This is a genomic window from Candidatus Poribacteria bacterium, assembly GCA_009839745.1.
Taxonomy (GTDB): domain Bacteria; phylum Poribacteria; class WGA-4E; order WGA-4E; family WGA-3G; genus WGA-3G.
Map to the genome: position 1 here is coordinate 67,371 of VXPE01000003.1, position 21,730 is coordinate 89,100.

20 protein-coding genes are annotated in these 21,730 nt (G+C 47.9%); 8 read left to right on the forward strand and 12 right to left on the reverse strand.

What is annotated here, in order from left to right; all coding sequences use genetic code 11:
* Window positions 1–108: 108 nt before the first annotated feature.
* Window positions 109–1,101, reverse strand: coding sequence for a tRNA dihydrouridine synthase DusB (dusB, locus tag F4X88_00635; protein ID MYA54775.1), 993 nt, complete (start codon window positions 1,099–1,101; stop codon window positions 109–111).
* Between the two features lie 325 nt (window positions 1,102–1,426).
* Here dusB and F4X88_00640 point away from each other — a divergent pair, with 325 nt between their 5' ends.
* Window positions 1,427–2,143, forward strand: coding sequence for a hypothetical protein (locus F4X88_00640; GenBank protein MYA54776.1), 717 nt, complete (start codon window positions 1,427–1,429; stop codon window positions 2,141–2,143).
* 48 nt (window positions 2,144–2,191) lie between these two features.
* Here F4X88_00640 and F4X88_00645 read toward each other — a convergent pair whose 3' ends face one another.
* The 3 genes from F4X88_00645 to F4X88_00655 form a co-directional block, all read right to left on the reverse strand.
* Window positions 2,192–3,265: a Gfo/Idh/MocA family oxidoreductase gene (locus F4X88_00645; GenBank protein ID MYA54777.1), complete on the reverse strand. Its 1,074-nt coding sequence runs from the start codon at window positions 3,263–3,265 to the stop codon at window positions 2,192–2,194.
* A gap of 68 nt (window positions 3,266–3,333) precedes the next feature.
* On the reverse strand, window positions 3,334–3,666 hold the full coding sequence (locus F4X88_00650; protein ID MYA54778.1) for a transposase: 333 nt from the start codon (window positions 3,664–3,666) through the stop codon (window positions 3,334–3,336).
* A gap of 147 nt (window positions 3,667–3,813) precedes the next feature.
* The gene (locus tag F4X88_00655) at window positions 3,814–4,101 is read right to left on the reverse strand and encodes a 4a-hydroxytetrahydrobiopterin dehydratase (protein ID MYA54779.1); all 288 of its coding nucleotides are present in this window, start codon (window positions 4,099–4,101) and stop codon (window positions 3,814–3,816) included.
* 212 nt (window positions 4,102–4,313) lie between these two features.
* Here F4X88_00655 and F4X88_00660 point away from each other — a divergent pair, with 212 nt between their 5' ends.
* Entirely contained in the window at window positions 4,314–5,543 is a 1,230-nt protein-coding gene (locus tag F4X88_00660; GenBank protein ID MYA54780.1) for a hypothetical protein, read from the forward strand.
* 113 nt (window positions 5,544–5,656) lie between these two features.
* Window positions 5,657–6,403, forward strand: a complete 747-nt coding sequence (locus tag F4X88_00665; protein ID MYA54781.1) for an SDR family oxidoreductase — start codon at window positions 5,657–5,659, stop codon at window positions 6,401–6,403.
* Window positions 6,404–6,551: 148 nt separating this feature from the next.
* Here the strand turns inward: F4X88_00665 and F4X88_00670 are convergent, their stop codons facing one another.
* From F4X88_00670 to F4X88_00700, 7 genes are all read right to left on the reverse strand, one after another.
* Window positions 6,552–7,901: a PQQ-binding-like beta-propeller repeat protein gene (locus F4X88_00670; GenBank protein ID MYA54782.1), complete on the reverse strand. Its 1,350-nt coding sequence runs from the start codon at window positions 7,899–7,901 to the stop codon at window positions 6,552–6,554.
* 157 nt (window positions 7,902–8,058) lie between these two features.
* Complete coding sequence (locus tag F4X88_00675; protein MYA54783.1) at window positions 8,059–11,052, reverse strand: hypothetical protein; 2,994 nt, start codon at window positions 11,050–11,052, stop codon at window positions 8,059–8,061.
* A gap of 145 nt (window positions 11,053–11,197) precedes the next feature.
* Window positions 11,198–12,508, reverse strand: coding sequence for a PQQ-binding-like beta-propeller repeat protein (locus F4X88_00680; GenBank protein MYA54784.1), 1,311 nt, complete (start codon window positions 12,506–12,508; stop codon window positions 11,198–11,200).
* A complete protein-coding gene (locus tag F4X88_00685) occupies window positions 12,505–13,014 on the reverse strand; it encodes an MYG1 family protein (GenBank protein MYA54785.1) in 510 nt (169 codons plus the stop codon). The genes F4X88_00680 and F4X88_00685 overlap by 4 nt, the downstream gene beginning before the upstream one ends.
* Window positions 13,015–13,393: 379 nt before the next feature.
* On the reverse strand, window positions 13,394–14,293 hold the full coding sequence (locus F4X88_00690) for a formylglycine-generating enzyme family protein (GenBank protein MYA54786.1): 900 nt from the start codon (window positions 14,291–14,293) through the stop codon (window positions 13,394–13,396).
* Between the two features lie 82 nt (window positions 14,294–14,375).
* Window positions 14,376–15,179 carry a hypothetical protein gene (locus F4X88_00695; protein MYA54787.1) on the reverse strand — a complete coding sequence of 268 codons (804 nt, stop codon included), beginning with the start codon at window positions 15,177–15,179 and terminating at the stop codon, window positions 14,376–14,378.
* Between the two features lie 7 nt (window positions 15,180–15,186).
* On the reverse strand, window positions 15,187–16,017 hold the full coding sequence (locus F4X88_00700) for a hypothetical protein (GenBank protein ID MYA54788.1): 831 nt from the start codon (window positions 16,015–16,017) through the stop codon (window positions 15,187–15,189).
* Between the two features lie 766 nt (window positions 16,018–16,783).
* Between F4X88_00700 and F4X88_00705 the strand changes: the two genes are divergently transcribed.
* The 5 genes from F4X88_00705 to F4X88_00725 are packed head-to-tail and all read left to right on the forward strand — an operon-like array spanning window position 16,784 to window position 20,623.
* Window positions 16,784–17,287 carry a GIY-YIG nuclease family protein gene (locus F4X88_00705; protein MYA54789.1) on the forward strand — a complete coding sequence of 168 codons (504 nt, stop codon included), beginning with the start codon at window positions 16,784–16,786 and terminating at the stop codon, window positions 17,285–17,287.
* 5 nt (window positions 17,288–17,292) lie between these two features.
* Window positions 17,293–18,552 carry a DGQHR domain-containing protein gene (locus tag F4X88_00710; protein ID MYA54790.1) on the forward strand — a complete coding sequence of 420 codons (1,260 nt, stop codon included), beginning with the start codon at window positions 17,293–17,295 and terminating at the stop codon, window positions 18,550–18,552.
* A 28-nt stretch (window positions 18,553–18,580) separates the two neighbouring features.
* Window positions 18,581–19,255 (forward strand): hypothetical protein, encoded by a 675-nt coding sequence (locus F4X88_00715; protein MYA54791.1) that lies wholly within the window; start codon window positions 18,581–18,583, stop codon window positions 19,253–19,255.
* Complete coding sequence (locus F4X88_00720; protein MYA54792.1) at window positions 19,180–19,431, forward strand: hypothetical protein; 252 nt, start codon at window positions 19,180–19,182, stop codon at window positions 19,429–19,431. Before F4X88_00715 ends, F4X88_00720 begins: the two co-directional genes overlap by 76 nt.
* A 22-nt stretch (window positions 19,432–19,453) precedes the next feature.
* Complete coding sequence (locus F4X88_00725) at window positions 19,454–20,623, forward strand: Gfo/Idh/MocA family oxidoreductase (protein ID MYA54793.1); 1,170 nt, start codon at window positions 19,454–19,456, stop codon at window positions 20,621–20,623.
* A 35-nt stretch (window positions 20,624–20,658) separates the two neighbouring features.
* On the opposite strand, the gene F4X88_00730 is transcribed toward F4X88_00725, so the two are convergent.
* Entirely contained in the window at window positions 20,659–21,720 is a 1,062-nt protein-coding gene (locus tag F4X88_00730; GenBank protein MYA54794.1) for a methyltransferase domain-containing protein, read from the reverse strand.
* Between the last annotated feature and the right edge of the window lie 10 nt (window positions 21,721–21,730).

The window sequence follows — 21,730 nt, forward strand, 5'->3', positions numbered from 1 at the left end:
ATATGATAATATTATCCAGTTTACGAGTCAAGCGTTTTTTCAGAGATACCCAGTTCCTCTGTAGAATCAAGCTGCCCTGGGCGATGCTTACTGATCCCTGACTGTTAATCACGAAACCCCTGACATAAGCGCATGCATGCGGAGTTCCGCCACGATGTCCAACACACCATCGTAACTATCACATGTGACGAGACGATAGCGAAAGGGCTTAACGTGCGGGATGCCCCTAAAATAGTTGCTATAGTGTCGGCGCATCTCAAGGATACCGAGTTTCAAGCCTTTCCATTTGATCGAGAAATCAATGTGCTTTCTAAAAACCGAAATGCGTTCATCTATTGAAGGGGGTGGGAGCAATTCACCAGTAGCGAAATAGTGTTTTATCTCCTTGAAAATCCATGGGTATCCGATCGCGGCACGCCCAATCATAATACCGTCAACACCGTATTGTTGCCGCATTTGTGCTGCTTTTTGCGGACTATCAACATCACCGTTGCCGAAGACAGGGATTGTCATGCGCGGGTTGTCTTTGATTCTACCGATGAGTGTCCAATCGGCATCCCCCTTATACATCTGTCGCCGGGTTCTACCGTGAATGGCAATCGCTCGGATACCGACATCCTGTAGCCGCTCCGCGACTTCAACGATATATTTGGTCTTATCGTCCCATCCGAGTCGCGTTTTGACGGTTACGGGTAGATCCGTGGCTTTTACCATCTCGGCAGTCATTTTTACCATCTTGGGGATGTCCTGTAGGATACCAGCACCGGCACCTTTACACGTAACCTTCTTAACGGGACAACCATAGTTGATGTCAATAATGTCGGGTCGGACCTTCTCGGTAATTTCGACAGAGGCGCGCATGGCGTCGATGTTGTGCCCAAAAATTTGGATACCGATGGGTCTCTCTACTTCGAAAATGTCCAATTTTGCGACACTCGGTGCGGCATCACGGATGAGTGCCTCGGAGGAGATGAATTCCGTGTACATCAGATCGGCACCGTTCTCTTTGCAGACGGCGCGAAAAGGCGGGTCGCTCACATCCTCCATTGGCGCGAGCAACAGTGGGAAATTTGGAATGTCGAGATTGCCGATTGTTAGCATGGTATGTAATCTGTGATATACCTTTATAGAAGATTTGGATTTTGATAGTGGTCCCAAAATTCCGTGCGTGTTTTATAGATCTTTGCACTTACCTGCCCGAAAGTCCTCAAGGGTATTCTACGGTCCGAATTTTTTTCATCTGCGTCTCCTTGTGTTAAAACCGTTCAGATTAAAGTTATTATACCGTGCAAATGTCCAATTGTCAAGACGACCGAAAAATTGGAATAGGTATTTGACATTTTTCTATTTTCGTGATAAACATAAGGGCAGATAAACTGTGGGACGTTACCATTCACCACCAATTCCAATGGCGAGGTATTTTCTTATGAGATGTATTTTTGTGGGGATCGAATATGCTGGAAAATCGACGCTGGTAGACCTGATGACCGAGTACTATCGGCACCGGAAACTGAGTGTCCACGTTGATGATCACTTCACGATCCCAGACTCGACGCTCAGCCCTGAATCGAGAGCGGCGTATGTCAATTTCCCAGATGACGTGAAGGAACGGATGCAGCGGATGCAACTTCAGTATCACGTAGAGGTGATTAGAAACTATGCGAATACGATGATCGCAGGGTGGCATATCGAGGAACTGGTTTACTCGTCCTTCTATGGCGATGATCCAGAAAGCCCATACTACTCGAAATATCACATCAATGCGCAACGCGGCTATGAAACACAGGTGATTGAAGCACGATTGCCAGATGTCGTAATGATTCACGTCACCGCGAGTGATGACGCGATTAAGGAACGGATGGCAACAGATCCACACGAATATCAGATTATCAAGGAAGCCGATATTCCAACGCTCAAGCGCCTCTTTCAGGAGGAGATCGATAGGTCTCTGTTTACACAGAAAGGACGGAAGATTGTGTTGGATACAACGGATAAGACTCCGACCGAATCCCTCGATGAACTGCTCCTGCTCTCCGAGCCATTGATTACGTTCGGTGAGCTTGCTGTCCGGGCAATGGAAGTGCCAACTTCCGATTATCAGGTGCAGTATGAAGATGGTGTTCGAAAGATGATTCCGGTATAGGGAGGTATTGGCGAGGGTCCCCCCCGCCAACGGACATTGTGCTTGGAATTATCTGCTCAAGGGATGTTCACGGTTTGCGATTGGGAAGGGGACGCGTCCGCCTGACAATTGAGACGCATAGGCACCGAGGATCATTTCTAAGGCGGCAACAGCGTCTTCCGCCGCGGAAATCGGTTTCCGGTTGTTCTCAATCGCATCAATCAGATCGCGAATCGCGAGTTCATTACCACTGGAGAAAGGCGTTTGATCTAAGTCGATTGCCTCCCACTCCTGATCCGGATTTGAAGGGAGCAGTACCGGATATGGATAGACCATGAGTCGATTGGCAACATCGCCGCGGAGCGAGAAGATACCTTCGCTGCCGACGATTTCCATGCCGTATCTACCGGAGCCAGCTTGATCCCTTCGGGATTCAAAAAAGCCAGAGGCGCCGCTTTTGAAAGCGAAGTAACTGTTGATGCAATCACCTGCGACGGGTCCAACAGGTTCTGTGGGTTCGTGGTCGTCCCCGTATGCGATCTCCTTGCCGTTCGTCGTGACATGAGACTGCATCCATGCGACATCACCGACGAAGAAACGCATCATGTTAAAAATGTGGGTGCCGAGCACAATCATATCCTCACCACCCCCGCGATGATCCTGCTTACCGCTGGCGTGAATGGCTTGGATCGCGCCGATTTTCCCATCGTCGAGCATCTCCTTAATCGCATGTGTCGCGGGGAGATATACCGCCTGATGTGCAACAGCCACCTTTAATCCGTGTGCCTTCGCTGTCTCAACGATTACATCACCATCTGCGAGCGTACTCGTCATCGGTTTCTCACTGTAGACGCTGCATCCTGCCTCAAGACACGCGGTTACCATAGCCACGTGCTCGGATGTCCACCGCGGACAGACACTCACAATATCAAGATCCTCTTTTTCAAGCATATCTCGATAATCGGCGTAGCTGCGCGATGCCCCTGCCTCTGCGGCTGCCTTTTCCCTACCCTCTTCATTTGGATCAGAGACAGCGATAAATTCGACGTTCTCTATATCTTTATACGGTGTGTGGAGTCCGTGTCCGAAGTTGCCGGCACCGGTATGCCCGATTGCCGCGGCGCGATACGTTTTCTGACTCATTTTCTCTCCATTTCTATGTTGTCATAGTACCCCCGCCTAAAGGCAGGTGGCTTGTTAAGAAACAAACCCTATCGGTCTACCGATAAGTTTCTCGTTTCACAGAGGTCGGTAACCCAACGCTCTCCACGATGGGCGCGAGCCGCCCGTAAGAGTATATTTATCGCAGCGTTGTGGTCTCGGTCTAAAGACGTGCCACAAAAACTACAATCATAGGTTCGTATCGCCAGCGAAAGTTTCTTTGGCGATTTTTTACCGCAAGCCGAGCAAGTTTGCGAAGTGTTCTTGGGGTTGACTTGGTGGAAATGGAAACCGTCTCTTTCGGCTATGTTCCCACACCACTCAAAGAAGGTACCCCAAGACGCGTCGCTGATACTCTTGCTGAGGTGCTTGTTCTTTACCATGTTGGATATGCTTAAATCCTCTGCCACTAACAATACCTTCGCCAAAAAAGTTGATTAAATAGGGTAAATATCCTAAAGTCAAGACCTTCGTATTATCCATGCGTCTCTCCAGCGTGGGTTATGTCATTTGCATCTATAGAAAACCGGTTAACCGCTAATAGAATCTGCGTGCTTTGCCCACTGAAAATCGAGTTCACTGATGCCCCCGGCATCGTGGGTCATTAGGTCAATCGTCACACGGTTATAGACATTGAACCATTCCGGGTGGTGATTCATGGATTCGGCGATTAAGGCGAGTTGCGCCATGAAACCGAACGCCGTAACAAAGGTATCAAACTGGAATTCTTTGTGTAACTTACCCTCTTCCACAGTCCAACCGTTGAGCTGCCCCAAGTTTTCCTGAATCTCAGCGTCTGAGAGTTTCTTCGCTGCCATTAAATATTCTCCTCAAGATGTGTAGTGCAATTGCGAAAGCTATTTAGTGAAGTATCGTCGTAAGTGCGAATCAAATGGGATTGATCAAAATTGTAGTGGAAAAGATAAATATATGCAAGTTAAAATAGTAACAGTAATCTTGATAGCAGCGTCCTTAATTAAACCTTGTGGGCATGTGTTGTAATACAAAAGACTCTAAACAGGAGGCAGGAATGGCAGGCGCGACAACCCTTTATTTTCCAGAAGTGGGACCCGAGTGGCAAGACTGGGTTCAAGTTACAAATGTAGGAACCGAAGACACCCGTGTGACCGGAATCGCGAGGCATGCTGACAACGGACAACCGACTTGGTCTGCGGAGAAAACCATAAGTTCCTTTGAGTCTTGGATACCCGCCGTTGATGAGATTACAACGAACTCTTCAATGCAGTTCACTGCGGACCAACCGATTGTGGCAGAACGCCACATGCACAAGGACACGAATGTGTTGGATTTTGTCGGGGCGGCTCCAGAATATGGAACAGTCGGCCAGCGGCTCTTCTTCCCAGAACTGGTCTCCGGTGCTCACGACTGGTTTCGGGTTCTGAACGTCGGTGAGGCAGACGCGCACGTCAACATCACCGTCCGCAACAGGAACGGGGATGTGCTACGCCAACGCCATCACGTTATCAAACCGCTCTGCTGTTGGGATCTCAATGAAGGCGTGATGGGTAACGTCACAGGCACCGTTGAGATGCAAAGTTCACAACCGATTGTCGGAGAACGCCACCTCCACTATCAAGGCGGCAAGACGAGTGTCGGACAATTTGGACAGGTAATCTCGGATGCGCCGCGCACGCTCTTTTTCCCGGAGGTCGGCCCCGCATGGGAAGACTGGGTCGTCATCGTCAACGTCGGCAGAGAAGATGCAGAAGTCACGATGATTGCCCGGAAAGATGACAACGCACAATCGACATGGACAAAAAAACGCGATCGATTGAGACCTTTTGAGTGTTGGACGCCACCCATGGATGACATTAAAGTGAAATCTTCCGTAGAAGTGCGCAGCAACCAACCGGTTGTCGCGGAACGGCACATGCAAAGTGGGACAGCGATTATCGATCTACCCGGGGCATCCGTGGAGGGCGGCCAGATTGGGATTCGGCTCTTTTTCCCTGAAATTGCGGGGGGTGCCTGGGACTGGTTCCGATTCCTCAACGTCGGGGAAGCAGATGCCTTTGTGAATGTCATCGTCCGCAATCGGGAGGGACATATTCGTCGGCAAGTGCATCGGCAAATTAAACCTTTGTGTTGTGTAGATATGGATGAAGAGGCAATGGGGAAAGTGCGCGGCACTGTCGAAGTGCAAAGCACACAACCGATTGTCGGTGAAAGACACCTACACTACCAAACCGGACACAAAGGCGCGGTTGTTGGTGAATACGGTGTCGTGATTGGAGAATAAAATATGGCATGGATTCAAAATTGTGGAGGTCGTCGGTTTCTTCTGTTACGTCAACAAGATAGCAGACGCGTTCGGAATTGAATTAGATGATTTTCTGGAAGGGAGAAATTTTAATGAATCTAACGGATAAAATTGCGATTGTAACAGGCGCAGGGCAAGGTATCGGCAAAGCGATTGCGATTAGACTCGCAAACGCTGGCGCAAATGTCGGTATCATGGACTTAAACATGGCAGCAGCTGAAGCGGTAGCACAGGAAATTGAGGCTACCGGATGCAAAACATTACCCGTTCAAGCAGATGTTTCGCAATCTACTGATGTCAATGCTGCAGTTGAAAAAGTGATTTCCACCTTTGGTCGCGTTGACATACTCGTCAACAACGCTGGTATTGCGGGACGAACCCTACCTTTAACGGATTTAGAAGAAGCGGATTGGGATGCCGTGATGGGTGTAAACCTGACAGGCGTTTTTCTCTGCTGTAAAGCAGTGATTCGTCCGATGATTGTGCAGGATTACGGCAGGATTGTGAACATCGCTTCGATTGCTGGCAAGGAGGGCAATCCAACGCTCATCCCGTATTCGGTGTCCAAGGCGGGCGTGATCTGCTTGACAAAGGCACTCGCAAAAGAGGTAACAGACTATAACATTCGCGTGAACGCCGTGTCGCCCGCGGTGATCCAAACACCGATATTGGACGGCATGGCACAATCGACTGTCGACTATATGGTGAGTAAGATTCCATTGGGGCGTGTCGGGAAACCGGAGGAAGTCGCGGCTGTGGTGAATTTCTTGGCTTCGGATGAAGCGAGTTTCGTAACGGGTCAGTGTTACGATGTCAGCGGCGGAAGAGCAACGTATTAGGTAATTAGTTGTCAGTCGTCAGTTGTCGGTTGTCAGTTAAGAGTCCCCTCTGTAACAATCGGAGTCTGCTTGGCGTACTCCAGAACGTGATGAATTGTTGCTTCAAGTCTTCTTAACCGATAGCCGATAACTGTTAACCGACAATTATTTATTCTGCGATGCAGTAGAGATATTGACCACCACGGAGGTATAACTCCGAACCCACAATCGCAGGCGACGCGTTGAAACTATCGTCCAACGTGTTTTCCGCCATGATTGTAAACTCAGAACCGTGTTGGAGAACGTTCACGGTTCCGTTCCGTCCGGCGATGTAGATACGATCCGCCGCACCAACAATCGAAGCGTAGACCCCAGAAACACCCTGTAACCGTTTCGGCCCGTAGTGAGCCTTCCCCGTCTTGGTATCGAAAGCAGAGAGGATACCGTCGTTGCTTTTCAAGAAATAGAGTATATCCCCATAGAGGAGCGGTGATGGCACATAGGGTGTATCCCGACCGTGTTCCCAGACGACTGCCTCTGAACCGCTAATATCACCCATTGCTTTTGCGAGGTGAACGGCTCGCAATTCATTGCCTCGGAAACCACTCATCAGATAAACGAACCCATCAGCAGCGACAGGTGAAGGAATACTATTCGCAGTCAACCCATCGCCTTCCCATAAAAGTTCACCCGTTTCTAAATCGTAGCTACGGACACGATTTGTGCCTGCAGTAACCACTTGCGCTTTCCCATCCTGTTCAACAACAATCGGTGAAAACCACGTTGTTCTTTCATTACGATCGGTCTTCCATAGCACATCGCCTGTCCGCTTATCAAGCGCGGTGATAAAGGAATCCCCCTCATGATCTTGAACGATAACCAGGGTATTGCCGTGAAGAACAGGCGAACTTCCTTCACCGAAGGTGTTGCGTTTATACATCGTGCCAACGTCTTTTTCCCACTTCACATTGCCCATCATATCCACACAATAGAGTCCGCGCGAACCGAAATATGCGTAGATGAACTCACCGTCGGTGACGGGAGAGTTTGAAGCGAAAGTGGCATCTTGATGTGTCCCTTCATGGGGATTTAGCTCTCGCAGTGTTTTTTGCCAGAGAATACTCCCATCCTCTCGATTGATAGCGATAAGATCAAATTTGTAAGCGTTTTCAACTGCCCCGCGTCCACGTCTCTGGTTAAAGAAACCGCTGAACGGATTGTTATCGCCTGATTCTTCGTCTTCTGCTTTGGACGTTTCGCCCTTAATTGCGGTTTGGATGAAGATTTTGTCTTGCCAAATAATTGGCGCGGCATGCCCCGTACCGGGGATAGCAAGTTTCCAACGGATGTTTTCAGTTTCACTCCATGTCGTGGGCGGATTCGCATCGGCTGCGACCCCGGTTGCGTGGGGCCCGCGCCAGTGATGCCAGTTTTTCTCGAAACCGACCGGCTGTGACGCAGTTGCTGCAATTACTGCCACAGCAAGGGTAAAGACTATCAGAATTGCGATTTTTTTCATTTCTAATTCCTTTCCTTTTTTTCCTAAGAGCGGTGCGGTTAGAAACCGCACCTACCGGGGTTGAGAACAGTGCGGTTGGAAACCACACCTACCGGGGTTGAGAAAATGCGGTTAGAAACCACACCTACCGATGAAAAGTATAACTGCCTAAATAGGCTTAGGCGACAATGTCCTCAATGACGAGCGGTTGTGCCAATTCACGATTCGCTGCTTCCAGTTTTTCACGACTTGAAACGACGCACACCGCGGCTTTATCTCGATTTTCCTCCAAGAGTTGGAGCAGTGCCCGTTTTACCTCAGTAGGGGTGGCACGTCGGAGTTGTGCGTAGCGATCCTCCCGCATCTCACGTGTCTGGCCTACAAGGTATTGACTCAGGGCATCGCTTGCGGCTTGACTGGGACGGATCGGTTTCTCAGCAGTTTTTGCGGTCGCGATAATCGCTCGATCAATGTCCGTCTGTGTCCATTCCACCTGTTTAACGTAGTCGGCTGCCTGTTCAAAGACGTTGAGCGTCCGTGCGACATGCGGATCGCGATATGAGGCTTGATAGAGTTGCGCATCAAACGGACTATAGGTGAAATATGCCCCGTAAGCGTTGCCTTTAAAGCGGATCTCGCTCATGATGTAATCCAATCGCAAAATATGTGCCCCGATACTGAGCAACGTTGAGTCGGGATGTGAATAATGCGGTGCCGGGATCACGTGTGCACAGTAGGCAATCTGAATAGGACCGGCTAATCCTTCTCTCGGCGGTGTCTCAAAGGGTTGAAACGCAACAGATTCCGACGGAATCGGTTCATCTCGCATCGTGTTGAGCCATTCACCGAGTTTGGTGCGTGTCGTCTCAAAAGCGGTGTCGGAACCGGTGAAACTCGCGGTCACGCGTCCACGGGTCAGTAAGAAGTCACGAATCGCTTCTATATGACATATTAAATCGGTGTTAAGTTCGTCAAAATTGTTGAGGAACGTTTCGGTGTTATGGAGTTGCGGAAGTCCAAAAACCATCTCTGAGATATGGGCTTCTGGTGATAGACCGCGCGAGGCGTGATGAATCGCTGTATTCAATCCATCCTGAATCATCTCGGTCCGGTATTCGGCAACAGCCTGGACCAGGACATCCCGAAGGCGTTCGGTGTCGCGCGGGTTCACAGCAAAAATGAGGTCATGCAGCACCTCAAGCGCAGCGTCTATTTTGCCATCAAGTGCCTTGAGATGAAAACGCATGTTTTGCAAGGAACGGCTTGGGTCAAGGGCGTGTGTGCTGAATCCCGGTGAACATCCGATCCCACCGGTAACTGCGGATGTCCGATGCGCTATCTCCGCGTAGTCCATATCGGCGGCGCCGAGTTTGCCAATAGCGTCGGTGTATCTCGGCAGATAGGTCCAAAGGTGCTCCGGCAATCCTTGCAAATCGAAGTTTAGCACGAGATAGTTAACACCATTGGCAAAGACATCGTTGTGAAGAAGCGGACGTCCCCCAATGTCCTCAACCGTTGTTGAGATATGTCTCGGTTTTTCGGGTAGATCGCTGACCTGAAGTTGCGGTAGTTTCGCCAATGCTTCCGGTGAATTGGGTTGTGCGTTGAGACGTTCGAGTTCAGCGGCATCTGCGGCGATATGTTTCACCTGTTCATCAGTGAATTGTGCCCGTATCTCCTTCATCCGTTCGACGAGTTCAGCGTCGGTTTTCGCCTGTTTGTCTCGATCTGGAGACAGCACGCTTGTCAAGCGATGCGGATTATCAATAAGCCGTTTACGGATGAGTTCATTGAAAATCGCTGGATTTTCCTGCCACTGCTGCCGGATATCGGCGAGGGTTGTCCCCATTTTCAGGAAGGTGTTTGAATCCTTCTCATATATCCACCCCTCAATGACTCGTTGGAGCATGCGGAGTGGGAACATGGACGCGACCTCTTGGTAGTGATAGGTTGCTTGCTGGAACGCTGCTTCCACCTTCTCACTCTCAATCTCTGAATCCGCAACCTGTGTGAGGGTATCAATGACGAGTTGGGTAAACGCTTCGACGCGATCGGTTTCACTTCCTTTGAGGAGGAGGTAAAAAGTGGCTGCTGCCCCGATAGAACCGGCACCCGAATAGACGAGATCGGCGCCGAGTTTAGAATCGATAATCGCTTTTCGGAGCGGTGCGGCTTCATTGCCGAGAAGGATGAGGCTTAAAATACGTCCCAATACCACCTCTTCAGGATCTGTCGCATCCCCAATGAACCAACTCAGCATCAGGTATGTTTTCTCTGCAAGGGGTTCATCCGCGCCAACGGGATAGGTATCAATCACAACCTGTGGTGATTTCCAACGCTGCTGATGGGTGACTTCTGGACTGAGGGGGCGCAAAGCGGCATTCCCCGCGTTTTTCGGAATCTTATCCAACTTATCCGCGAGAAAGGAGAGGTAGTCGGTCGTTGGTATATCACCGTAGAGAAAGAAGTAACTGTTGCTCGGATGATAATAGGTTTCATGGAATTTTTTCAGCTGCTCGTAGGTCAAATCGGGGATAGCATCAGGATCGCCACCAGATTCACAGGCATAGAGCGTATCCGGTAGGAGTCGGCTTGTCATGGATCGATATAAGAGGGCCTCTGGATCCGAGAAAACCCCTTTCATTTCATTATAGACGATACCCGTTATCTTCAAATCGCCCGCGGGATTTTCGGGATCGGCAGGTGCGAGATGGTGTCCTTCCCGTTTGAAGGTCTCCTCCGTGAGGAGTGGATGGAATACCGCATCAAAGTAGACTTCCGCTAAGTTGAAGAGATCTTTTTTCACATTGCTCGCTACGGGGTAGTAGGTATGATCTGAGCTTGTCATGGCGTTGATAAAGGTTGCCATGCTCATCTTAATCATTTCAAAAAAAGGTTCTTTAACCGGATACTTCTGTGAGCCAGCTAAAACGGCGTGTTCAAGAATATGTGGGACACCTGTATCGTCTGAGGGTGGGGTCGGAAAATTAATGGAGAAGAGATTCTCTGTGTCATTTGTGTAAAGATGTAGTAAACGCGCACCACTCTGTTGATGTGCTAATTCAATCGTTACGGCTCGCAATTCGTCGATGGGTGTGATGGCTTTTACTTCAAAGCCGTGCAGTTGTTCACCAGGACGTAAGTCTATCTCTGGTATTCGGGTCGCATCCATATTTTAATTATTCCTTGCGGTTCGATCAAGTCGGTTTGATGAATGAAGTGCCTTTCCGTATATCCGTCCTCTTAGCGCAAGCCTCTATAGGAAACCTGCTGGACGATGTTACGGACTACAGGCTTTGGATAATAGAAGAAAACCACTATTTTTTTAAACTGGCACAAACGAGTTCTTTGTCGTTCCGAATGAAGACGTGCTTATAGGCGAACGCGGGATGTGCCCATGTAACGCCGCCTCTTCGGTTCAACTGATCGCGTGTGGGTTCGATCAATTTGGCTCGGCTGATAATATTCAGTCCTTCAGGGGAGAGCTCCGTGATGAGGAGTTCTCCGTGTTCATTGAACATCCAGACCTTGTTATCCGATGCTGCGGGATGTCTGACGAGATGGATATTGCTCCAGCGCGCTTTCCGGACGGCAGAGAGATCTTCCCACATCCGATCGCCGTTTCGCGCGTCCAGACAGCGGAGTTCACCATAACTATCAACACCGTAAATATAATCACCGAGACGCACAGGGGTTGCCATCGTTGTCTGAAGTGCGTCGGTATTCTGCTCATTTTTGCCCTTACGATGCCAGCCGAGTTCTACCGCCAACTTATCTTGTGCCACTTTTAACAGAAGAGATCCCTGACGGAACTCAGTGACGAACAATTCATTCTGGTCGAAAATAGGCGTGGCAATTGCTATCTCGAAACTCTCCGGTGGAAACGGGTAGAGCCAATATACCGCGCCAGTCTGTGGATTGAGACCAGCTATATTCGCACCCGTCCAGCAGACAAGGACGCGTTTACCGGCTTGTGTAATGACAATCGGTGCGGAATAGGAGGCGTTATCGTCCAGTGCCTTCCATTTTTCTTCACCCGTTTTCCTGTCAAACGCAACGATACACGCGTCCGGTTTGCCGCCGATTTGAACGATCAGGTTTTCCGCTTCAACGATAGGCGCGCTCGCGATCCCCCAGATAGGCATATTAATATTATATTCGGCATTGAGATCTCGTTTCCATACGATGTCCCCCGTAGCTGCATCAAAACAGTGTAGATGTCCCATTGACCCTAACGCGTAAGCGAGTCCATCCTGGACGGTCACAGTCGCACGGGGTCCTGCTGTATAGTCAATCTTGTATACGCAGTCATAAGTGTAGGACCAGATAGGTTCACCTGTTTCCCAATCGAAGCAGTGAACACGCTCGATCTGTTTCGGTTTTGTGAGCCTGTCTGTAACGTATACACGTCCATCAGCGACACTCGGTCCGCTATACCCGCTTCCGATAGGGACGCGCCACCGCAGCGGTATCTGATCGCCTTCAAATTCTTCCAGAATACCCGTTTCATTCCAAACGCCCGTGCGGTCTTTACCACGCCACTGATGCCATTCATCGGCACTTGAAAATTGCGTCTGCATCGCGAGGAGTGTAAATAGAACAATGAGTAGGCACGTAAACTGTTTCATAAGTTTTTTGTGTAACTCCTTAGATAGAGAACCATCTGTCGATAGACCTCTGTTATCTCTTTAACTTCCGATTTTAGTTTGACTAATTCCGCATGCGGACCCTCAATTCGACTCTGTTTGAGTGCGTCGGAATTCCGATGCGTATCCCCTTGATATGTTATCTGGACCAAAGGCTCAAGATGCGCGACATCAGCACCGGTGTCGCGTAAGTATTCCCAGATGAGTCGGGTTGCACACGTGCTATTTCTATTCTGAAATGCGGGAGGCTTGTGATCGAATCGGTATTTTTCAGGGATGTATGTGTTCCCGACATCCACCACACAGTCGGCATTTAACATGAGTTTCTCTGGCACTTTTCGGCTGACAAACAGGACCTCTGACGCGTGTCCCTTGAAGAGAAAATCTTGGGCGATCCATGCGCTGACGATAGCATCAAGGTCCGGATTTGCATGTGTGATAATTTGTTTTTTAATCATAAGCACAAGTTGATGGTTAAAATGTTCCAAGCTGCGTTCTTTGGCTTACAAGCAGAAAACCACTTCACAGCCCTTGCTTGTTTATCCATCATAAAGTATAGCACAGGACAAGAATAGATGTCAAATTCGCGATGGGTCAGAGGCGTATAAATCAGAAAACAAAATCGTGTGAATTTCACAGTTTTCATAGCAAAACCTAAAATGTGATAGATTTGGAAAAGTTTGAAAAGGGACGTGACCGCACGCTGTAACTGGATTTTGAGCGATTTCGCCTGAAGGTTCTTGGGAAGTTGCTATGAAATTTTATGAGGAAAAAAAAGAAATTAGAAGTCGGGATTCGGAGATCCCTCCTACAGATTTTTGGGTGTCAGTTACGTCTCTTTTTCAGGGGTGATGAACCTAATATTACCTACTCTCCAGGCGGCGCGTCTATCACACATCGAAACCCGCGCAACAGAGATCCAGGGTTTCCGCCCTGACGGTTGGCGCATCGCGTAAAATCCAAATTCTCTGCCCACCCGCCGCCTTTTAGCACATGTCCATCGCCGGTGTCGGGTCCTTTCGGGTTGATATTGGGAGGTGAGGTCCGATAATAGTTTGGATCATACCAATCGGACACCCACTCCCAGAGGTTACCCGCCATATCGTGTGCCCCGTAAGGACTTGCGCCTTGTGGAAACTGCCCAATAGGTGCGGTCTCCTTATATCCATCTTTGAGCCCCGTGCCATCATTTCCACTGAGTTTTGTTCCATCCCATTCATTTCCCCAGGGCCAAAAGCGACCATCTGTCCCGCGAGCCGCCTTCTCCCATTCTGCTTCTGTTGGGAGTCTTTTGCCAGCCCAATTTACGTAGGCGACTGCATCTTCCCACGCTAAGACTGCGGCGGGGAAGTCTGGTGTGTTATGCGGCGGATAATCCAAATACTGCTTGGGGACATAACCGGTTTCGGCGAGAAATCGCTTGTATTGTTTGTTTGTTACTTCATACTTGTCAATGTAGAAGGCATCAACAAAGACGGTACGTTGTGGACGTTCATTGTCGAACCGGGCAATATCGCGGAGCGGAAAAATCTCCGTGAAGCGTTCAATATCGGCGTCGCTGGTTCCCATCAGGAACTCGCCAGCGGGGACATAGACCATTACGGCTTCATCTTTGGGGGTTGTGATCGTCTGAATGGGCAGGGGACCAACGAGGGGGGCGTCTGCTCTCTCACGACACGCGGACATTAAAAACGTGAAAATCAAAAGAACAAGGATCGAGGTTAGGAAAGTGCGCCAGCGGAGAATTCTGATTTCGCTAAATCTCATCGCTTATAAAAATTGGAAGACGGGAAGGTTGGAAGATTGAAACGGACCGCTATCCTTCCACCCTTCCGTCTTTTCTTGTATCTTATCGAACTGCTTTCAGATCCCCCCACGTCGTGGAGAGTTTACCAGCAGGTTCAACGGGTGTTGTGGACATCAGCCAGATGATAACTTCAGCAGCGATAGCGCCTTTCGGTTCATCGCCACCATTGGTCTGTATCATTGGAATCAGCCTACCGAGGTTCCCATCGCGGACGATAATCGGATCGGCACGGGTGCCGTCATCGTTTTGTGCGAGAGAAACTTCAATTTCCCAATCGCCATCGAGTTGATCGGTGTGGAATGGACGGTCGGATGCATAGTCGGTTAAACTTGGGGAAATGGCACTGCCTTCCGCCGTGACTTTCATAGGCGTATCATCGTCCCACATCACAATGCCGTCAATATCCATCATGTTCTGAAGACCGCCTTCTCTGTTTCTACCTGCCAAACCCCAGAACATATAATCGGCGTGGTTGATAAAAACGTCCCCATCGGTGGTTTCGATGAAGGTCTCAGCGATAGAGCCGTCGGTCTGTGCATTGCCTTCGGGATAGATTTCAGGTGGGAAATCACCGTAGAGGACACAGATATCCAATCCATCGTCGCCGGTGGTACTTTCCACCCAAGCGGCTAAGTCTCCGGCTTGGCCATCGCTATCATACCACGTGACAGCAATATCGGCATCCTCGAGCATACCGACACAAATCTCTGCCTGTTCATCAGCCGCTGCCTTACTAATCCATTGCGTGATTCCGGTATAGATAGCAACTTCACCGGCAGCAAATACGGACGTTAAAGGGAGTGCTAGTAACGCAATCAGGGTGAGTGAAAGAAAAATATTTCGCATTAAATTTTTACCTCCTGGATTTAAGCTCGCCCCACGTTGTGGAGAGTTTTTCTTGGGGATCCACATCGAGTGCCCCAATAGTTTCAAGATAGTAGTTGAGAATAATTTCCGAGAGGACTTTACCTTTCGGATCGTCTTGGCCATTCGTCTGATAGACCTGAATGAGACGTGCGTCTGTTTTCGTATTCCGGAGGATGCACGGGTCACAGCGTTTCGCGCCTTTTGCTTTCCCTGTCTCCGTCGCAAATGCGATCTCCAATTCCCAATCGTTATCGAGCTGATCCACATGGAACGGACGATCGGTGGCATAATCTTTCAAAGTCGGTGTCAGCTTTTTGCCTTCAGCCGTGACTTTCATCGCTGTATCATCATCCCATTGGAGAATACCTGGAATGTCCATCATGTTTTGGAGTCCACCTTCACGGTTTCTTCCAGCTAAGCCCCAGAAGAAATAGTCGGCACTGTTTGAGAAGGTATTGCCGGCATCAAGGAATTCTTCAGCAACGGAACCATCTTCATCTTTATTGCCTTGCGGATAGATTTCAGGTGGAAAATCGCCGTAGAGGCTAATAAGGTGATAGCCTTTTTCCTCGGTGTGATCCTTCGTCCACTTTTCAATGGCTTTGGCGTCCTCATTGACAATTTTGCCGATACCTCTTTGGCCATCAACTTCTTTGATAAATATATCGGCTTGTTCTTGTGCTTGTCCCTGGCCGATCCACTGCGTTATTTCCGTGTAGACAAAAATATCCACTTTCGGAACAGCGTCGGCTGTGGGTGTCCAGAGGGCGAGGGTCGCGGCGCATAGTACGCCAGCAACAATCATAAAAAATCTCATTTAAAAGATCCTCCCATAGTTAGTGTAAAATATAGACCGCGCGAGTCATGTTTATAACTTGCAGGCATTTTACATTTTTTTCAGAAATTTGTCAAGGAAAAACTAATTGACTTTAGCGTCATTTAGTTTTCAGTTATCGGTTATCCGTCCCAGCGTTAAGATGGACAAGATTATAGAACCTTCTGAATTTGGATATCCGTTTTGGGTGTTACGCCAAAAATGTTACACTTTTATAACATTTTGTTACGATAGCGATCGGCAGAGAACCCAGTGGGTGTAAGGGTGTGTGGACATTTTCTCCATTTTAAAAAAAATAATTTGGCGGAAAGTGTAACATTTTCGATGTTGATTTTTTGTCTGTTCCGATAGGCTGTTCTTTTTTCTTTTGAATCACTAACATAACACGTTTTAAGTATAACAGATACAAATAGAAAAGTCAAGGGAGTCTTGGATTTTTTTCAGAGGTCTTCAGTTTTAAGAAAATCTCGGGTTTACGTCATTTTTTTAGGAAGGGTATTATGTTAATTGTCTGAATCGCGGATTGACACGGATTTTACAGATTTCGCGGATTTTGGTATCTTTGGTGCATTCAATAGTTTTGGTGAAGTCTCATATCCATCTTGCTAAAGGTTGTTTTCGTCATGGTTCACCTCAAAATGATTTGGATTAGATCTTATTGGTCTATATCTTGAAAGAGTCAGGCAAAAATTTGATTTTTTTTCTGAAATGTGTTAAACTTACCTCTCAAACCCTGCCAGGAGATGTTATGGTATATCAAGATGTAATACACCCGAGGAAGGATGTGCGGATCTATCGGGTCAATTTCCTTCTCTGGAGAGAACAGTGGGACGCTTACATCGCTCCACCGATCCCATTAAATTGGAAATGTGTAAAATTTGAGGAAAACAGTGCAGTGCAGATCCCTACAGAAAAGGGGATTTATGCCTTTGTCATTGAGCCAAGACTTCCCCAATTTCCATTGCACGGTTATGTGACATACATTGGAGAAACAGGGCATAACAGTAACCGTAACTTACGAAAGAGATTTAGAGATTATCTGAATGACAAAAAGAAGCCAAAAAGAAATCTAATTCATTCCATGTTGACGACATGGGAGGACTATCTGTATTTTTACTATGTTGAAGTTGATCCATCCCAAACGAATATAAAACACTTGGAGCGAACATTGTTAGACACCTTTACACCTCCCTACTCCCAAGTAGGATATTCGGCAGAAGTAGGTGCCGCAGTCAGAGTATCAAGAGTGTGAAAATTATGAAAAAATTATATCTTCCTTCGCTAAGAGGCATAATGGGTGATTGGGTATATTACCCTACACTTATGAAACTTAAAGACATCGCTGAAAGGGTCAAGATCGCTGAAGAAATTCACCAAAGCAAAACCTTAAGTGAAATGGTACAGCGAGAGATCAAAAGAAAACGTGGTAAGGAAATAAAAAACTATCTCCTCAAACAGAAACAACGCTTTTTCAATTCACTGATTGTAGCAGTCCATGAAGGGGACCCCACTTGGTATGATATTACCCACATTGAGAACAACACCCACTTCGATTCTGAAGATATTCCAGAAGATGTGATCGCAGGAATTGGGATTCTTAGCTTGAATGGTGAGGAAGAATTATTCACACTGGATGGGCAACACCGTCTCATAGGAATTAAAGAAGCAGTGGCAGAAGCCCCTCACTTGGGTGAAGATGAGTTGTCAATAATCTTTATTGCTCATAGGACTGATCTGGACGGAATGGAAAGAACTCGAAGACTTTTCACAACATTGAACAAAAATGCCGTCCGGGTTTCCAAAGGAGAGACAATCGCTCTCGATGAAGATGATACAATGGCGATTACTGCCCGGAGACTGGTTACGGAAAATCCAATGTTTATGGAGGATCGAATCTTAAACAATACAACTGATAATGTCCCAAGAAGTAATAAGACGTGCCTCACTACGATTGGAAATCTTTACGATTTGCTTGAGATATTATTTACCAAAGTATATGTTATATCAAAGAAGAAGACTTTCAAAGACCGAAAAGATGAACTGACAAAAGTGCGCCAACCGGATCACATTCTTGATGAGCATTATCAAAATGCTCGGGATTATTTTAAACGACTTGCAGACAGTTTTCCACCCCTGCAGGAATTCGTCAGGAGGTCTGACAATTCAACAGTTGTTAAGAAGTATAGACATCCAGAGGGTGGTAGTATCCTTTTCCGTCCTATAGGACTGAAAATCTCAACAGAAATCATCGCAGAACTCGTGCTGAAGTATCCATTATCCACGTGTTTCAGGATGATTTCAAAATTACCTACAGATCTGACTCAAACGCCTTATCATGGAGTCATCTGGCATCCTACACAAAAAAAGATGATAATAAAAGGTAAAACGCTTGTTAAAAATCTGCTACTCTATATGTTAAATCATTTTCAAGAAGATGTAGATAAATTACGTGAGGATTATGCCAAGGCAATAAGCATCGAAACAGAAAAGGTTGAATTGCCTAAAAAAGTGTTGTAACCTATATTTCCATAGTATCACTAAAAACATGTCCAGCAATATCCTAAAAAAATATACCTATAAGTTCAGAAACTTGCGTGTAGACAGAGCACACGGTGCAGCTCCTAATAAACCTATCCTTTTATTAGCACTCATTGAATTGATTGAGCAAGGGCAAATTCGCGAAAATAAAATCCTGCCTTCTCCGAGCTTGTTTGAAATTTTTATGAAATATTGGTCAATATTGACCGACCGTAGACCTAATCTCGCCTTACCGTTTTTCCATTTGAAAAGTGAAGGATTCTGGCATCACCATCCAAACACTGGATACGAAACAGCATTAAGAGTTACCACGCAAATAAAAACGGTTTCTCGTCTTCGTGAAATTGTTGCGTATGCAAGTTTTGATGATGAACTTTTCCTCCTGCTTACTAATACCCATGATCGAGAGGTAGTCCGCCAAACCATTATAAATACCTATTTCACAGATTTCAAAGCAGATATCGAAAGTCTTATAGCTGAAGAACAGCAGATTGATGAGTACAGACAAGCACTGCTGCAGCAAGTCAAACAAACATTTTCATCTCCACAACCGTTGGCACTCACAGAAACGGATAATCCAATTCGGACAGCAGGTTTCCGTTCCGTATTTCGTACAAAGATGATATTCGGAACGGGATATCACTTTGCAAATTACACCATTGGGCCTTCGACGAAGGATTAATTTCTGTAAACGAGAGGTATAAAGTGAGAGTATCAAAAATTATTTCCGAAGAGGGACCAGAGGAACAGATGTTCAGAAATTTGCGGAACAGAAAAATCCTGTTGCCACAAGACAGAATACTCTATCCTGCCCAAGAAGCATTAGTGTGGCACCGCGAAAACAGGTTCAGAGAATAGGGCTTGTTCATTTTCAAAGGGAATGCCCGCATTTTTCACTTGCACTGCAAACCTATTTCGTCTACACTCAACAACAATTCAATCCTGCTTACGAGGAGAACAGAATATGACGGTCCGAGTCGGTATTATTGGAACAGGTGGCATTTCACGTGCCCATCAGAGCACTTATGAGAAAGTCGGCGGTTTTGAAATCGTCGCGGTGTGTGACATTATCAAAAGTAAGGCGAACCAAGCCGCCGAAGAGTGGGGTGTCCCGAAAAAGAACGCGTTTTCAAGTTACAACAAGATGCTCGAAATGGACGACCTCGATGCGGTGAGCGTCTGCACTTACAATCAGGGGCACCGACGACCGACAGTCGCGGCACTGAACGCCGGTAAACACGTCCTTTGTGAAAAGCCGATGGCAGCGACGCTTCCGGATGCGACCGCGATGACCCGCGCAGCAAAGGCGTCAGGTAAGATATTACAGATCGGTCTCAATCCGACGTTTAGTCCGAGACTCCAATTCCTCAGAAAGGCGTTCGATGCGGGATTATTCGGGGACATCTACTATTCCGAATCTGCGGGATGCAGGCGCCGCGGGAATCCTGGACATACGTTCATCTACAAAAAGACGGCGGGGGCGGGTGCGACCGTCGATATCGGTGTCTATAACATGCACGCTTCACTGTATGCGATGGGGTATCCGAAACCTGTGCGGGTTTCTGCTATTACTGAGGATTATATCTCACAGCAAGATCCGAGGTTCCGGGGTATCATGGACGTTGAAGAGTTCGGTGCGGCGTGGGTGCGGTTTGAAAATGGCGGTGTGATGGTCTTCAAAATCTCTTGGGCAGTGCATCAGGACTCACTCGGTGGCAACTTCCATCTTGGGACGAAGGCGGGATTCTCGTTGAGTGGACCGGTTATCTACGCCGATGCGTATGCGGGTGATCTTAAGAAGTTTGTGGAATCAGAGGGATTAACAGGAGAACCGAATCCGCCGGAAGGCATGACGACGATCCGGTTCTCAGGATTCCCAGAGGAAGATAACTGGGCAGCACAGATGATAGCCTTCCGTGAAGCCGTCAAAGCGGACGCACCCTCGCCGATACCGCCGGAGGGTGTTCTGCTCACGAACGTGATTATGGACGGTATTTTCCGATCGCATGCCGCGGGTAAAGAGGTTGCGGTGAGAGTGCCGGAGATTTAGGTTTTGTTCTGGATCGGTGCGGTTGGGAACGACACCTATCTTGTTTTTGGGCACACAACGGACATCCATGCCCGCATCCCTCTCACATCGACTGTCAATTTCTGGGTAACTCTGAGGGAACGCCGTTGCTTCAACGCATCATCAAGGAGTGTAGTTTGCGAAGTGAGTAGGACCATTCGTCCCCTCGGTCTCAGGACGCGCTCGTATTCCGTAAGACACTGACGATATAGACGCGTCAGCTCCGATACATCTCCGATCGTCTCCCCGAAGGGAAGATTACAGACGATTTTATCAACAGTGTTCGATCCTAACGGCAAATTTTGGGCATCCCAGTGAAAGAATTGACGGGGCTGATGTTGCCGCCCGAAATTCGTTACGGTCGCGTCTAAAGCCTCTGTGGAAACATCTCCGCCAATCAAATAGCGATACCGCTTGATAAACGCGCGTTCTAAGAGGATCGTCCCAGCACCACACATGGCGTCCAAAAAAATATCCTCTGGATGCGGGCGTGAGAGGCGCACCATACTGTATGCGAGTGTCGGTTTGAGGGACGCGGGGATATGTGCCTGCTTATACGGACGTTGTGCCATATCGTTTGAGGAGAGTTTGATGCTGATGTAGCCGTCGTCTCCATGGATCTCTGCCCAAATATCTAAAGCCGATTTTGATGATCCCGCATACCACCCGCGTTCTATTAATGCCCGCTCAACCACGCGCTGGAGATCCACCCGTCGGAAGTTGCGTTTTCCTGAAAGCCGACTTGTCACTCGAAACGGCATCCGTTTCCATGTGTTGATACCCATCTGCCGACAACACGCAAACGCTCCCTTGAAATTGAAGCGTGAAAGGGCACCGCTAAATGCCGTTAAGGAGCTACGTGAACGGGTCATCTTCGGTATCTGCTTTAAGATGAGGAAGAGGTGTTCGGCTGTTCGCAGCGATAGGAGTTCACGCGGGTTCCCCGTATATTCAAAGAGGATCCGTTGCGGTTTCCGTTCAAGGATTTTCAGATGTCCTGTGTCGGAACCCAAGCATTCGGATAACTCTTGGCGTGCGATGGTTTCGAGTCCTGCACTTACGGTAATTGCATAAAGCATTTTTTAATTT

Excerpts from the sequence above, each read along its gene's own strand:
- dusB (MYA54775.1), bottom strand. The coding sequence starts at position 1,101 with ATGCTAACAATCGGCAATCTCGACATTCCAAATTTCCCACTGTTGCTC.
- F4X88_00640 (MYA54776.1), top strand. The coding sequence starts at position 1,427 with ATGAGATGTATTTTTGTGGGGATCGAATATGCTGGAAAATCGACGCTG.
- F4X88_00645 (MYA54777.1), bottom strand. The coding sequence starts at position 3,265 with ATGAGTCAGAAAACGTATCGCGCCGCGGCAATCGGGCATACCGGTGCC.
- F4X88_00650 (MYA54778.1), bottom strand. The coding sequence starts at position 3,666 with ATGGTAAAGAACAAGCACCTCAGCAAGAGTATCAGCGACGCGTCTTGG.
- F4X88_00655 (MYA54779.1), bottom strand. The coding sequence starts at position 4,101 with ATGGCAGCGAAGAAACTCTCAGACGCTGAGATTCAGGAAAACTTGGGG.
- F4X88_00660 (MYA54780.1), top strand. The coding sequence starts at position 4,314 with ATGGCAGGCGCGACAACCCTTTATTTTCCAGAAGTGGGACCCGAGTGG.
- F4X88_00665 (MYA54781.1), top strand. The coding sequence starts at position 5,657 with ATGAATCTAACGGATAAAATTGCGATTGTAACAGGCGCAGGGCAAGGT.
- F4X88_00670 (MYA54782.1), bottom strand. The coding sequence starts at position 7,901 with ATGAAAAAAATCGCAATTCTGATAGTCTTTACCCTTGCTGTGGCAGTA.
- F4X88_00675 (MYA54783.1), bottom strand. The coding sequence starts at position 11,052 with ATGGATGCGACCCGAATACCAGAGATAGACTTACGTCCTGGTGAACAA.
- F4X88_00680 (MYA54784.1), bottom strand. The coding sequence starts at position 12,508 with ATGAAACAGTTTACGTGCCTACTCATTGTTCTATTTACACTCCTCGCG.
- F4X88_00690 (MYA54786.1), bottom strand. The coding sequence starts at position 14,293 with ATGAGATTTAGCGAAATCAGAATTCTCCGCTGGCGCACTTTCCTAACC.
- F4X88_00695 (MYA54787.1), bottom strand. The coding sequence starts at position 15,179 with ATGCGAAATATTTTTCTTTCACTCACCCTGATTGCGTTACTAGCACTC.
- F4X88_00700 (MYA54788.1), bottom strand. The coding sequence starts at position 16,017 with ATGAGATTTTTTATGATTGTTGCTGGCGTACTATGCGCCGCGACCCTC.
- F4X88_00705 (MYA54789.1), top strand. The coding sequence starts at position 16,784 with ATGGTATATCAAGATGTAATACACCCGAGGAAGGATGTGCGGATCTAT.
- F4X88_00710 (MYA54790.1), top strand. The coding sequence starts at position 17,293 with ATGAAAAAATTATATCTTCCTTCGCTAAGAGGCATAATGGGTGATTGG.
- F4X88_00715 (MYA54791.1), top strand. The coding sequence starts at position 18,581 with ATGTCCAGCAATATCCTAAAAAAATATACCTATAAGTTCAGAAACTTG.
- F4X88_00725 (MYA54793.1), top strand. The coding sequence starts at position 19,454 with ATGCCCGCATTTTTCACTTGCACTGCAAACCTATTTCGTCTACACTCA.
- F4X88_00730 (MYA54794.1), bottom strand. The coding sequence starts at position 21,720 with ATGCTTTATGCAATTACCGTAAGTGCAGGACTCGAAACCATCGCACGC.